This window comes from Micromonospora sp. DT4 (assembly GCF_049841675.1).
In the GTDB taxonomy this organism is placed as follows: domain Bacteria; phylum Actinomycetota; class Actinomycetes; order Mycobacteriales; family Micromonosporaceae; genus Micromonospora.
The window spans coordinates 1-13,717 of sequence record NZ_JBNCKT010000131.1; the positions used below are offsets into that span (position 1 = coordinate 1).

A 13,717-nucleotide genomic window follows, 5' to 3' on the forward strand; every position below is an offset into this window, starting at 1 on the left:
CAGACCGCGCTGCGCCGGCTGGTCCTGGCCGGGGCCGACCGGGTGCCAACCGACCGGCTCATCGACCTGATCGTCTGCGCCGAAGTGCTGTTCATCAAACTGCCAGGCCTGCCAGCGGATCGTTGGAAGCAGGACAAGGTCGTTGCCGGAGCGACCATGCTGTTGGCGGACGACCCTGTCCTGCAGGCGCCGCCCGAGCGGCTCGAGGCCCTCCTGCGTCTGGGATACCGGCTCCGCAACGATGAGATGCACGGCGACGACCCGAGCAGGCGGGAACTGCGCACCCTCACCGGCAAGCCGACAGATGACCTGTCAACGGTCGTGGATGACATCGAGCGGGTGTTGCGTCGCGCCCTGGTCCGGCTCCTCTCCGGTGTCGTCGAGCAGTAGTCGGCGGCTGCACCGACACGACATACGGAGCAGCGCATTGGGCGTCCTACCCGCGGCGGGGTCACGGCGGAGGGCTGCAACCCGTGGTGTCCCTGGCCCCGTCCGAATACCCGCCGTCCTCGTCGGCACCCGCCCCGCCGGTGTCACCAGATGTCGGTAGCGGTGGGAAATCGAGGTGCAGTTTCCGCAGGATCGGGGCGGTCGGCACGCGGTAGTACGCGCCGGCTCGGAACAGTGGCACCGGGAAGGCGTCGCGGGCGGCCAGCTTGTAGGCCGCCGAGCGGGAGATGCCGAGGATGGCGGCGGCGGTGGCGAGGTCCGTGGTCGCCCCGAGCGCGAGGATGCGCTCGGTGGTCCAGGTACAAGTTGCGTCGTCGCTATGGGGGTTGGCGGCGGGGGCGAGGTTGCGGGTTCGTCGTGCTGATCGCATGGGCTTGACTCCTATTTCTCGGACCACCAGCCGCAGCGGTAGGTGGGTTCCTGGGTTTCAGACGAGGGCTGCCTCTCCGTTAGGCGGCACCGCCATCGCGTCGGACTGGCGGTGCCGCCTGCGGAGCGAGGCCGTGGAGGCACGGAGGACGCCGATGCCGGTTAGCGGGAACTCACTGGCACCCTGGCCTCAGCCGGCGCGCCATCACTGGCCACGTCGGTAGGCCAAGGGACCTTCTCCCGCTACCACATGTGTGGGCACAGCAGCAGCCGCAGGGCGGCGGCGGCCTGTTGGGGCACGACGCCGTTGCCGAGGACCCGCAGCGCGAGCGTGCGCGGCAGCCCCAGGTCGGCGTCGGTGACATGGCCTGGGTCGAGGCCCATGAGCCACTCCACGAACGGCGGCGCGAGGACGGGTTTGCCGTGCCGGCCGATCTGCGTGGGGTGTGGTGCGGGCCGGCCGAGCAGCCGCTCCCAGCGGGCGACCGCGTCGGCGTAGCCGCCCCACCGCTGCTCGTCGGGCCGCCCGAGCCCGGCGATGGTGGTGCGCAGATCCGCACCGCCGTCGCCGTGCCGCCCAGGACCGCGCCCGTCGGACGCGCGCGGGGTGGGCAGGGTACGGGCCGGGACCCGCACCGCCGCGGACGGCAGGGTCAGGTCGCCGTGCGAACCCCGCTGCCCTGGGCAGCCTTTCTCGCCGTCGGTGGCCCGCGGGGTGGGCAGCAGCACCTGCGACAGCGGGGGCCGGAACCCGGCCCCCGCGCGTCGCCCGGGCGTCCCGGTGTCGCTCGCCCTGGGGGTGGGCAGCAGACGCGCGACATCCTGCCGCTTATGCCCCTGCTCACCGGTACGAGCGGTGCGCCCCGCGGTGGAGGTGGATAGGAGGCCGTGGGTGGAGCCTGACGGTTCGATGAGGTCGGGCAGCCCGTGCTGGTGGCCGGGGCCTTTGCCGTCACGGGCGCACGGTGTCGGCAGCGTCCGCACCCCCTCCCAGTCGTCCGGCAGGCGCGGCCAACAGGAACAGCCTGTCCCGGCGGTGGGCGGCGCCGATGTCGGACGCCCGTAGGCACGTCCACCTCGTGTCGTACCCGATCGCGGCCAGGTCGGCTTCGACAACGTCGAAACCTCGCCGCAGGAGCGCGGCGACGTTCTCCACGAACACGAGCGGCGGTCGAAGCACGCGAACGGCGTCGGCAACGGCACTCCACAGGCTGGAGTGCTCTCCGGTGATGCCAGCGCGCTTGCCCGCGTTGGAGATGTCCTGACACGGGAACCCGGCCGTGAGAACGTCGACCGGTCCAACGCGGGTCCAGTCGACGGCGCGGATGTCACCGAGGTTGGGCACGCCGGGCCAGTGGTGGGCACAGACGGTGCGGGCGTGCCGATCGGTTTCGGCGTACCAGGTGAGGTGGCCGCCGAGCACCAGTTCGACGGCCATGTCGAGACCGCCGTAGCCGGTGCACAGCGATCCGATGCGCGGTGCGGGTCGATGGTCAATCACGCACCTCCCCGGCGTCGAGCGTCGGAGTCTCACCGCGCGCGGCCAACCGCAGAAGGCGGCAGCTGTGCACTCCCGCCGCGCGGCTCGGGTGGCGGTGGGCAGGCGCACTCACGCGACCACCCCTCCCCCGAGGGTGTCCCCCAGGCTTCCTGAACCCGAGTCGGTCTGGCTCTTGATGAACACGAGGACGTCCTCGTGTGCGATCAGGTGCATGGGGGTCCCGGCGGCCCGCGCCTTACGGACCGCCTGCAATTGGAAGAACGACGGCCGGGCGACGAGACCGCCGTCGCGGACGGCGGCGAGCAGCGCCACGCACCGATCCACAGGGGTGAGGCCGGCGCGGATGCCGGCGCCGATGACGGCCGACGGCAGGTCGACCAGTTCGCCGTGCTTGCGCCACGGTCGGGCGGTCACGACGACGACGCCACCGGGGCGCAGGAGGGTGTGGCAGCCGGCGAGGATCTGGGCGAACCCGTCGGCGAGTCCGGTGAGGTCGCGGTAGGCGAGGTTCCCGCGGTCGGTGCCGTCGTTGTAGGCGTTGTCGAACTTCGCCACGCCGTCGGCGCCGGGCCGGACCAGGCCGTGCACGGTCGGCCCGTACGGCGGCGAGGTCACCACCAGCGAGACCTGCCCGGTCAGGGCCGCCGGCACCAACGACAGGATGCTGGTGGCGTCGCCGCGGATCACACCGGCCCGGCCGGTCGCGCCCTGGGTGTGGGCGTGCTTGATGTTGGCGTCAGCGATGTCGGACCAGCGTGACTCGTACTCCACCCCGATCGCGTCCCGGCCGGCGTGGATCGCCTCGACCAGGGTGGTGCCGATCCCACACATGGGGTCCAGCACCAGGTCCCCGGGCTTGGTGTAGGCGGTGACGGCGTGCGCGGCGATCGCGGGGAGCATCCGCGCCGGGTGCTGCACGGACTCACGGACGTACCGGCCGCGGCGCTGGACGGGACCGGTGGACTGCGCGGTCGCCCACACCGACAGGCCCTCCGGGCCGGGAGCAGCCCGATGGCGTCCGATCGGGTCGGGGCTCGTGGCGGCAGGGGTCGTAGTCTGCTCGTGGGACGGTTCGGGGGTGTGTGCGCGGTGCCTAGCCACGGCGACCACCGCCCTCGCGTCCGTTCCGGCGCGGGGCCGGGCGCTGTGTCTGGCTGAACACCATCAGGTCCGCGTGGACCCGCAGGTGCGCCACCCGCCACCGGTCGCTCACGGCGGTGGTGAGGGTGAGCAGTTCCTCGTCGGTGACGTGGTAGACGAACGCGTCCCCGTCGGTGTCGGCGGTAACCGCGACAAGGTGCTGCAGGTAGCCCAGCCCGACGCCAGCGGCGGCCTGGACCACGCCGGAGAAATCCTCCGGGGCGGCGGTGGTGCCGGCCGGGACGGTGACGACGAGGATCAGGCAGCCGCCCGGCTGCAGCAGCTGGGCGCAGGCGGCCAGCAGCCACGCCAACCGGACCCGGTTGGTAGCCGCGTTGAGGTCGAGGGGCCAGCAGGCGACCACGAGACTGGTTGCCTGCTGCAGGGAGCCGCCGGACGGCAGGCCGGCGCCCGTGTCGGCCGGTGGGTGCAGGTCCGGGTCGGTGAGGTCGTCCCCGAACCAGGCCCCCATCTCCGGCAGGTCCTCCTCCTCGTCCTCGTCGCCGGTGATCCCGCTGGCGAGCGGGACGGGAGTGGCCGGGCCGATGATCAGGCTGGACGCGTCGGTGAACCACGCTGGGTGGTGCCGGCGGGCCCCGGCCACGCAGGCGGAGGTGAGGGCGTGGTCGGTGGTGAGGTCGACGACCGCCTCGCCGGGGCGGCTGTAGGCGGCGATGAGGCGGTCGGCCAGCCGGGTGCCGATGCTGCGTCCGGCGTCGCCCGGGGTGCGGGCGGTGCGCCAGACGGTGAGCGGTACCGGCGGGTCGCCGGCGACCAGGTCGGTCGGTGTCGGGTCGACCCCGGCCAGGAGGCCGGTGTCGACGATGGGATCGTGCTGCGGGTTGTGGTGCTGCGGCGTGTGCTCGCTCATGTGGTGTCGGCTCCGCGCCGCGCCGTGGTGCGCTGACACCCTCAAACCGGTGTTTGTGAGCTGTGGCGAACACATAGCGATCTCACGAATGTCTGACAACCGATTCCTGTCCGCTCGGCTGGCCTCGGGAACGCGGGACGATCCGGCGGTCGCCGGCTCGATCGGGCCGGGGCCGGCGTCGTGAGATCGTCAGAGCGATCGGCCGCCCCCGGCTGTCAGACACGCACGGTCACGACCACCTCGACCATGACAGCGACTTGCATCGATGACACGGGGGCGCTGGCCGGTCTTGTCAGATCGCCGTCCGATGTCCCGGACGGCGGCGGCGTCTGTCCTGACGGCGGCGGTGTCACGGAGGACACCGGTGCTGGATTGTCATCGGAGGCGGCGGTCGTGTCAGACCTTCCCCACGCCGGACGAAGGCCGTCAGACGGCGCGCCACCGCGGCGCGCAGGGTTGACGATGACGTTCGGCTGCAGTGTCAGCCTGTCGCGATCTGACACCGTGCCGCCCGCGGGGCGCTGTTAGACGCTGTGAGACCGGCTAGGTCCCCGTTGTCAGACCCCTCGGCCGGTGTGGTGTCCCTCGCGGCCTTGTCCCGTGCCCTTCGTCTCCTGTCGTGTCAACGCGCAGGTCAACGCGGCTTTGTCAGAACGGTGACGCGCGCCAGCGTCGGTCGTCAGTCAGCGGGTGGCCGGTGGCGGCTGGTGCTGTCGAGCCGAGGATTCATGCCTGTTGGCCTGCGTTGTCAGGGGCCGGTGAGACCGAGGTGGCGCAATGGCGGTCAGGCGCGCCGGCCGTACACCTCCGGCCGTCATCGACATTCGTCTCTGACATGGGAGTTCGTGACATGACCGCGTCCGCCAAGGACTGGCCCGACTCGCCGCTGGACGCCGTGGACACCGCGTTCGCCGACCTGACCTGCGACCCCGACCCGCTGTCACTGGACCTCGACCCGCTGGCCGATCAGCTCGGCGATGACAGTGGTCTGCCCGGCGGTGCCATCGCTCTGCCGGCGTTACGGCAGTGGCTGCTGGAGCACCCCCGCGCCTACACGGCCCGTGACGTCGTGTGGCGGGAGCTGGTCCGCCGCGCCCGTCTCGACGGGCCCGCCTGGGTCATCGCCGCGGTCGCCCTGGCGATGCCGGCGCTGCGCCGCTACGCCGGCCGGCTGCACACCGGCTGGGCCGGTGACGCTCACGACCTGGACGCCGAGATCCTCACCGGCTTCCTGGGCGCCCTACGTGACCGGGTCGACCTGGCCAAGCCGGCGCCGTACGCGGCGCTGTGCATGGCGGCGTGGCGGGCCGGCCACGAGCTGCGGCAGCGTGACGGCGCCGAGGCCGTGCCGGTGGACAACCTCGAACACGTCACCGGCTCGCGCACCCCGAATCGGCCCTACGGGCATCCGGACCTCCTGGTACGCCGGGCAGTCGAGTTGGGCATCGTCGACGAGTGCGACGAGCAGCCCTACATTGACGTGCGGCTGGGCCACCGGGCCATCGAACCGATCGCCGCCCGCCTCGGCCTGGAGGTCGACACGCTGCGGCGACGTGTCGAGCGCATCGACGTCCGCGTCGCCGAGGCGCTGGCCGCCGGGTTTCTCACCGAGGTGACCTCACCGCGGGTGCGGGAAGACCTCGCCGTGGCGGCCGAGCGACGGCAGCACATCCGGGCCGCCCGCGGTGCCGGTACGCGACCGGCCGCGGCGCAGGTGACGCTGGCAGCCGCCTGACCGCCGACCATCCCGCAGGCTCTCCCGACGCGGGCCCGACCATCTGGTCGGGCCCGCGAGCGCGTACGGCGAACCCCTCGCGCCGCACCACTTCGACCGGCTCCCACCCTGGTGCGGGAAGGGCCGTCGTACTCACTTTCGGGCGGCCCGTCGGATCTCTCACGGATCTGACAGCGGCGCCGACGGGGTGTTAATTCGGCGGCTGTGAGATTCCGGCGCCGACGCCGACGGCGAGGTCCGCCGCCAGCGGCACGATCGTCGGACAGGCCGCTGACCAGGGCTGTCAGAGGTCTGCGAGGTCGTGTCGGAGCGCTGTGGGATCGGCAGGTGTTCGCCACAGCTCACAAACGCCGGTTTGAGGGTGCGGAACTCCTCCGACGCCACCTTGGCGTCATCCGGCGGGTTCCGCCCGCCGCCGGGCCGGAAGGCCGGGTCGGCACGGAACCGGGCGACCTCGGGTGCCGCGCCACGTTGATGCGCTGACACCACATCGATCATCGCCAACCCGAACGGGAGGACGAGCTCCTCCCGAGGTTCACCACGGTTCCCGGCCGACGTGTCTTCCCGAGCCCGGCGGCGGCTTTCCGCCCACCGTTTCGACGAATCGCCCCGGCGCGAGCCGGGGCGGGAGGTGCAGCCATCATGTTCCGCCCGCTGTTGGCACGTTCACGTGCCCTGACCATCGCCCTCTCCCACGCACCGATGACGACCCGCGCGCTTCGCCATGCCGCCCGGATCGCCGCGCCCGCCGCGGCGGCCGTGGTGGTGCTGGCCGTGCCGGCCGCTGCCTACGCCGACCCGGGCGGCCCGGTCGTCCTGGCCGCCAACGACCTGCCCACCGTCATCGCCAACCTGCAGACCTGGGTGATGGGCATCCTGGCCGCCGTCGCCACCCTGTTCCTGGTCCTGGCCGGCGTGTACTGGGCCACCGCCGGCGGCGACCCGGCCCAGGTCGACAAGGCCAAGGGCGCGTTGAAGAACGCCCTGATCGGCTACGGCCTGGCCGTGCTCGCGCCCATCCTGCTGGAGGTCGTCCAGGGAATCGTCGGAGGCTGACGATGGCCTGGGCGCTCAACCAGATCCTCGACTGGTTCGCCGGCCTGCTGCTGGACTGTCTGAACGGGCTCATCACCGCGATCACCCACGCGCTGCTGATCACCCCGGACGTCACCAGCCTGCCGCAGGTGCAGGCGCTGACCGGACGGTCGATCTGGGTCGTCGACACAGTGTTCGTCCTGGTGTTCGTGGCCGCCGGTGTCCTGACCATGGTCGCCGGCGGCGACGAACGCGCCCGCTACACCGCCAAGGATCTCCTGCCGCGGTGCGTCGTCGGGTTCGTCACCGCCCACTTCTCCCAACTGATCGCCGGCAAGCTCATCGAGTACGCCAACGCGTTCACCGCCGCACTGACCGCGCAGGACTTCAACGGCGACGGGGCGTTGAACGCCGTCAGGACCCACCTGATGGCCGCGCGTGACCAGACCGCCGGTCTGCTGTTCGTCGTCTGCCTGGCGATCATCGTGTTCCTGCTCGCCGCCACCGCCTGCAGTGTGATCGTCCGCTTCGCGGTCGCGCTGGTGCTCACCGCGGTCGCGCCGATCGCGCTGGCGTGCCACGCCCTGCCGCAGACCGACGGCGTGGCCCGCCTGTGGTGGCGGTCGTACGTCGCCATGCTGGCGACCCCGGTGGTGCAGGCGTTCGTACTGTTCGCCGGACAGTGGATGCTGCTGGACACCAGCACCATGCTGCCGCTGCTCGGCCTGCCGGTCGAACCGGGTGGCGTGCTCAACCTGTTCGTCGTGATGGTCCTGCTGTGGACCACGCTCAAGGTGCCGGGGCTGATGCGCCGCTACGCCACCAGCGGCGCAGGCGGGCGCGGCAACGTGCTCGGCGCGGTCGTGCGGGTCGTCGTAGTGCAGCAGCTCACCCGCGGGCTGCGCATCCCCGGCCTGGGGGCGGTGCGACGATGAGCCGCGCCCGCCGCGACGAACAGGCCGTCACCGCCCGCATGCCCGCCGACGTGGACGCGCCGGACAAGGTGCTCTACGGGCTGACGTTCCGGCAACTCGCGATCCTCGCCGTCGCCGCCGTCATCTTCTACGGCGCTTGGCGCGCCCTCCACGCGATCGTGCCCGCACCGGTGCTACTCGGCGCCGCGGTCGTCCTCGGCGGCCTGGTGTTCGGCCTCGCGGTCGGCCGCCGCGACGGACTGCCTATGGACGTGTGGCTGGCGTCCGCGGTCCGTCACTCCCGGGCACCACGTGCTCTGTCCACTACCGACACGACCGCGAGGACGCCCGAATGGGTGGAGGTCCCGGCGTCGAGGGTGATGCTGCCGGCGCCGTTGAAGTTGCCTGCCGACGCCATTGACGACCACGGGGAGATCAGCCTCGGCGGGGTGAAGGCGGCGATGGTCGCGGCGACCAGTGTCAACCTCGCGTTGCGCACCGTCGACGAGCAGGCCGCCCTGGTCGACACCTTCGGCCGGTGGCTCAACAGCCTGTCCACGCCAACGCAGATCGTGGTGTCGGCGCAGCCGGTCGACCTGCACTCCGCCGCCCGCACCCTCGGCCAGGCGGCGGACGCCATGCCGCACCCAGCTCTCGCCGACGCGGCAGCCGACCACGCACGGTTCCTCGACGACCTTGCCGAACGGCGGGACCCGCTGCGCCGGCAGGTCCTCATCGTCACCCGCACCACCAGCGGTGAGCGTGGCGAGCACGCCGCCCGGCGCCGCGCCGATCAGACGGTCCGGTCGCTGTCCGGGCTGGGTGTCACCACCCGCGCCCTAGATGGCCATGCGACCACCGCCGCCCTCGCGGCTGCGGCGGACCCCTACCGGCCGCCCCGTCCCGGGGGCCTCGCCGCCCCCGACACCGTCATCACCGCGCCTCCGGCGAGGAGGCCAAGCACCAGGAGGACATCGTGATCTCTGTCCGGCGCCGACGCGCCCCGAACGACGACAGCACCAGCCCGCCGTCCGCAGGACTCGCGGCGACGGTGGCTCCGGCCTCGGTGGAGGTGACGCCGCGGTTCCTGCGGGTCGGGGACGGCTACGCGGCCACCCTGGTGGTGACCGGGTATCCGGCCGAGGTCGGGCCGGCGTGGCTGGAGCCGCTGCTGTCCTGGCCCGGCCGGCTGGACCTGGCCCTGCACATCGACCCGATACCCGCGCCGGTGGCGGCGTCGCGGCTGCGCAACCAGCGGGCCCGGTTCGAGTCGTCCCGACGGGCGGACGAGCAGAAGGGCAAGCTGGCCGACCCGTACGTGGAGGCCGCCGCCGACGACGCCGCCGACCTCGCCGAGCGCCTCGCCCGCGGGGCGGCGAAGCTGTTCCGCGTCGGCTTGTACCTGACCGTGCACGCCCGCACCGAAGCCGAACTCCTCGACGCGTGCGCGCAGGTGAAGGCCGCCGCCGCGTCCACCCTGATCGAGGTGCAGCCCGCGACGTGGCGGCACCTGCCCGGCTGGACCACCACCCTGCCCTTGGCCACCGACAGCCTGCAGATGCGCCGCACCATGGACACCCAGGCATTGGCCGCCGCGTTCCCTCTCGCGTCGGCGGACCTGCCCGCGCCGCTGCCCGGCGACCCGGCCACCACCGGCGGGGTGTTGTACGGGGTGAACCCGGACTCGCAGGGCATCGTCTGGTGGGACCGGTGGGCACAGGAGAACCACAACAGCGTGATCCTGGCCCGCTCCGGCGCCGGCAAGTCCTACTTCGTCAAACTCGACGTGCTCCGCAACCTGTACCAGGGGGTCCAGGTCGCCGTCGTCGACCCCGAGGACGAATACCTCCGGTTGGCCGACGCGGTCGGCGGCACCATCGTGCGACTCGGCGCACCCGCCGTGAAGATCAACCCTCTGGACCTGCCGGCCGGGGACACCCGCCCGGACGTGCTCACCCGCCGCGGCCTGTTCCTGCACACCCTCATCGCGGTGCTGCTGGGGCAGCTGCCGCCGCCTGCCGAGCGCGCCGCCCTGGACCGGGCGATCCTCGCCGTCTATCGGCAGGCGGGAATCACCGCCGACCCGGCCACCCACCACCGGCCCGCGCCGCTGCTGAAGGATCTGGCCGCGACACTGCGGGCCGACGACAACCCGGCCGCCCACGAGTTGGCCGCCCGGCTGGCACCGTGGGTGGCCGGCTCGTTCTCCGACCTGTTCGACTCACCGACCACGACCCGCCCGGACGGGCATCTGGTCGTCTGGAGCCTGCGGCACCTGCCGGACGAACTGCGCACCATCGGCACGCTGCTCGCACTCGACTCGATCTGGCGGTCAGTAGACGCACCCGGTCGGGCACATCGGACCACCCGCCGCCTCGTTGTGGTGGACGAGGCGTGGCTGCTGATGCGCGACGGTGAAGGCGCCCGGTTCCTGTTCAAGATGTCCAAGGCCGGCCGCAAGCGCAACGCCGGCTTGTCTGTCATCACCCAGGACGTCGCCGACGTGCTCGGCACCGACCTCGGCCACGCCGTAGTGTCCAACGCGGCCACGCAGGTGCTGCTCAAGCAGGCCCCGCAGGCCATCGACCAGGTCGCCGACGCGTTCGGCCTGACCGCCGGCGAGCGTCGGATGCTTCTGTCCGCCCGCGTCGGCCACGGCCTGCTCATTTCCGGCACGAACCGGACCGCGTTCGAGTCAATCTCCTCGCAGGCCGAACACCTTCTCGCGACCACGAAGCCGTCCGACCTGGCCGACCTCGACTCCGACGACGGGGAGGAGGACCTGTGACACCCCTGCGTGCCCTGTCGCCGATGCCGGCGCCCAGCCCGTCGGGGCCGGGCGCCGGTCTCATCTCTCCGCCGGGCGCGCCCGCGCGGTGGGTTCTGCACGCCGCGGAGTGGGCGGCCGGCCGGCCGTGGCTGCTCGGCGTCGCCGCCGCCCTGCTCGTCGCTTATGTTGCCGGGCGCAACCTGGTCGAGGGGTGGCGGCACCGCCGCCACGCCGACGGAGCCCGCCTCGTCACCGTCGCCCCACCGCCGGAGGTCGACCCGCACAGCGCCGCCGCGCTGTGGGCGAACCTGCACGGCACCCTCACTCCGTCCCGTCGGCGCCGGCTGCGGTACGGCAGCCCGCACGTGGTGTGGCAGTACACATGGACCGGCCGCCAGCTCCTCATCTCCATCTGGGTGCCCGGCAGCGTGCCGCATGGGGCGGTGGAGGCCGCCGTGCGGGCCGCCTGGCCCGGCGCCGCCTGCACCACCGACGACCAGGCATCACCGCCGATCCCACTGGACGTGCCGGCCGCCGTCGGCGGGCACCTGCTGCCGACCGCGGCCGAGTGGCTGCCGTTCGAAACCGACCACGACAACGACCCGCTTCGAGCACTCATGTCGGCCGGGTCGCAGCTCAAACCGGACGAGTACGCCTGCGTGCAGGTCCTCGCCCGCCCCGCCACCCCCCGCCGGGCCGCACGAGCCCGCCGCGCCGCCGGCCGGCTCCGCGACGGCAAGACCGCCGTACCGGCCATCAATCCCGCCGCACCGCTCCTGTGGCTCATCGAGGCGTTCCTTCCTGGCCGCACCGCCACCACCCGCAGCGGCGGCCAGCCGGCCGGCCGCCGGGACCCCGGTGTGGAGCGCGACGTGCGGGCGATCCTCGACAAGACCGCCCACCCGCTGTGGACGATCGGCATCCGCTACGCCATCGCGAAGAACAACCACCGCGGCGGGTCCCGGCCGGAGGGCCGCCTGCGGGGCATCGCGGACGCGGTCGCCTCGTCGTTCGCCGTGTACGCCGGCCGCAACCGGCTCGCCCATCGGGCGCGGATGGCGCGGCCGGTGGCCGTGCTGGCCACGCGGCGGCTCGGATCCGGGTTCCTGGCCTCCACCCCCGAGCTGGCCGTCCTCGCGGCGCTGCCGCGGGATCTGGCCGTTCCGGGGTTGGATCGGGCGCGGGCGAAGTCCATGCCCGCCCCGGTGGCGGTGCCGACCGGCGGCCGCGGGATGAAGGTCCTCGGCGACGCCGAAGTCGGTGGCCACGCGGTGGCCCTGTCCGTCGCCGATGCGAGGTATCACATGCATGTGGTCGGATCGACGGGCTCCGGGAAGACGACCCTGCTGGTCAACATAGCCGTCGAGGACATCAAGGCCGGCCGGGGCACCGTGGTCATCGACCCGCACGGTGACATGGTGCTCGACATCCTCGACCGGCTTCCCGCGAGCGTCGCGGGCCGGGTAGTGCTGTTCGACCCCGACCAGCCCAACCCACCGACCCTCAACCCGCTGTCCGGCAACGACCCGGACCTGGTCGTGGACAACCTCGTGTCGATCTTCGGGAACATCTTCGCGAAGGCGTGGGGGCCGCGGATGGACGACGTCATGCGGGTGGCCTGCCTGACCCTGCTGCGGCACGCCAACGTCACCCTCCAGCACATCCCACCCCTGCTCAACTCGGCGCAGTTCCGCTCGGCGATGACCGTCGGCCTGGACGATCCGGCCGGCCTGTCCGGGTTCTGGCAGTGGTACGACGACCTCAACCCGGCCCTGCGCTCCCAGGTCATCGGCCCCGTCCTGGCCCGCCTGCGGGCGTTCCTGCTGCGGGACTTCGTCAAGCGCACCATGCGCTACCCCCGTTCCAGCTTCGACATGGGCAAGGTCCTCGACGGCGGTGCGCTCCTGGTGCGCATCCCGAAGGGCCAGCTGGGCGAGGACACGAGCAAGCTGCTCGGCTCGCTCGTGCTGGCGCAGGTGTGGCAGGCGGCCACCGCCCGCGCTGCCGTGCCGGCCGACAGACGCCGGGATGCCACCCTGATCATTGACGAGTGTCAGAACTTCCTGACCCTGGCCAACAGCCTGGACTCGATGTTGGCGGAGGCGCGGAAGTACCGGCTGTCGATGGTCCTCGCGCACCAGGACTTGGCCCAGTTCCCGAAGGACCTCCTGGCAGCGGCATCGGCGAATGCCCGTAACAAGCTGTACTTCTCCGTCGCCCCGGAGGACGCCCGGGTCCTGGCCAGGCACACTCTGCCCGAACTCGACGAGCATGACCTGACCCACCTGGACGCCTACACCGCCGTCGGGCGCCTCGTCGTCGGTGGGCGGCAAACACCGGCGTTCACCCTCAAGACCCGGCCGCCGAAGCCGATCGTGGGCGAGGCGACAGTGATCCGACGAGCCGCGGCGCAGGCGGTGCCGGCGCAGGACACCAGCGCGATCGACGACCTCGTCGACCGGTTCTCAGCTCGACCCGACGACAACCGCCGGTCCCGGGCCAAGGGCGGCCCGAAGGCGACCACCTGAACGCCGCAGGGCAACCGGAGCGAGATCGACAGACTGGTCAACCGAGTCCCGGTCGCCCCTTCCGTGTGGGCTTCACCAGCCCTTCACCACCGATCACCGCGCGGCACTGACAGATCCGGCCGTCCGGGTCTGTCAGTGCCGCTCACCGGTGGTCACCGGCCTCCGGTGACCACCTCACCGAACTCAGACACCCTCCCCTCGGAGGGAACTCCTCTTCCGCTTGGAGCATCCATCGTGCCCACCAACAACCGGGTCTCGCGCTCGCCTTCCGCCTCTTCTTCCGGTTCTTCGTCCGGTTCTTCGTCCGGTTCTCGTTCGTCGTCTCGTCTTGCTCGTCTGGACCGGCTTCGTCGGCTGACCGCCCGTGATCATCAGCTGTTGCGGTGGCTCGCCGAGCACTACGT

At 72.2% G+C, this 13,717-nt stretch carries 11 protein-coding genes and 1 pseudogene; 7 read left to right on the forward strand and 5 right to left on the reverse strand.

What is annotated here, in order from left to right; translation table 11 throughout:
• Positions 1 to 390: pseudogene (locus ACLQ24_RS25535) on the forward strand (hypothetical protein); the annotation flags it as partial.
• Between the two features lie 61 nt (positions 391 to 451).
• On the opposite strand, the gene ACLQ24_RS25540 reads toward ACLQ24_RS25535, so the two are convergent.
• From ACLQ24_RS25540 to ACLQ24_RS25560, 5 genes are all read right to left on the reverse strand, one after another.
• Positions 452 to 820, reverse strand: a complete 369-nt coding sequence (locus ACLQ24_RS25540) for a DNA-binding protein (RefSeq protein ID WP_357948582.1) — start codon at positions 818 to 820, stop codon at positions 452 to 454.
• 242 nt (positions 821 to 1,062) lie between these two features.
• Complete coding sequence (locus tag ACLQ24_RS25545) at positions 1,063 to 1,548, reverse strand: hypothetical protein (RefSeq protein ID WP_425894246.1); 486 nt, start codon at positions 1,546 to 1,548, stop codon at positions 1,063 to 1,065.
• Between the two features lie 223 nt (positions 1,549 to 1,771).
• The gene (locus tag ACLQ24_RS25550; protein WP_151493225.1) at positions 1,772 to 2,320 is read right to left on the reverse strand and encodes a DNA cytosine methyltransferase; all 549 of its coding nucleotides are present in this window, start codon (positions 2,318 to 2,320) and stop codon (positions 1,772 to 1,774) included.
• Positions 2,321 to 2,428: 108 nt separating this feature from the next.
• Positions 2,429 to 3,430 carry a TRM11 family SAM-dependent methyltransferase gene (locus ACLQ24_RS25555; protein ID WP_425894247.1) on the reverse strand — a complete coding sequence of 334 codons (1,002 nt, stop codon included), beginning with the start codon at positions 3,428 to 3,430 and terminating at the stop codon, positions 2,429 to 2,431.
• A complete protein-coding gene (locus tag ACLQ24_RS25560) occupies positions 3,414 to 4,331 on the reverse strand; it encodes a hypothetical protein (protein WP_425894248.1) in 918 nt (305 codons plus the stop codon). Before ACLQ24_RS25560 ends, ACLQ24_RS25555 begins: the two co-directional genes overlap by 17 nt.
• 850 nt (positions 4,332 to 5,181) lie before the next feature.
• On the opposite strand from ACLQ24_RS25560, the gene ACLQ24_RS25565 reads away from it, so the two are divergent.
• The 6 genes from ACLQ24_RS25565 (at position 5,182) to ACLQ24_RS25590 (ending at position 13,313) form a co-directional block, all read left to right on the forward strand.
• Positions 5,182 to 6,066: a hypothetical protein gene (locus tag ACLQ24_RS25565; protein WP_425894249.1), complete on the forward strand. Its 885-nt coding sequence runs from the start codon at positions 5,182 to 5,184 to the stop codon at positions 6,064 to 6,066.
• A gap of 702 nt (positions 6,067 to 6,768) precedes the next feature.
• Positions 6,769 to 7,122, forward strand: coding sequence for a pilin (locus ACLQ24_RS25570; RefSeq protein ID WP_357950961.1), 354 nt, complete (start codon positions 6,769 to 6,771; stop codon positions 7,120 to 7,122).
• 2 nt (positions 7,123 to 7,124) lie between these two features.
• Positions 7,125 to 8,036: a conjugal transfer protein TrbL family protein gene (locus ACLQ24_RS25575; RefSeq protein ID WP_425894250.1), complete on the forward strand. Its 912-nt coding sequence runs from the start codon at positions 7,125 to 7,127 to the stop codon at positions 8,034 to 8,036.
• Positions 8,033 to 8,995, forward strand: coding sequence for a PrgI family protein (locus ACLQ24_RS25580; protein WP_425894251.1), 963 nt, complete (start codon positions 8,033 to 8,035; stop codon positions 8,993 to 8,995). Before ACLQ24_RS25575 ends, ACLQ24_RS25580 begins: the two co-directional genes overlap by 4 nt.
• The gene (locus ACLQ24_RS25585) at positions 8,992 to 10,803 is read left to right on the forward strand and encodes a VirB4 family type IV secretion system protein (protein WP_425894252.1); all 1,812 of its coding nucleotides are present in this window, start codon (positions 8,992 to 8,994) and stop codon (positions 10,801 to 10,803) included. The genes ACLQ24_RS25580 and ACLQ24_RS25585 overlap by 4 nt, the downstream gene beginning before the upstream one ends.
• Positions 10,804 to 10,826: 23 nt before the next feature.
• Positions 10,827 to 13,313, forward strand: coding sequence for a type IV secretory system conjugative DNA transfer family protein (locus tag ACLQ24_RS25590; RefSeq protein WP_425894253.1), 2,487 nt, complete (start codon positions 10,827 to 10,829; stop codon positions 13,311 to 13,313).
• Positions 13,314 to 13,717 lie beyond the last annotated feature (404 nt).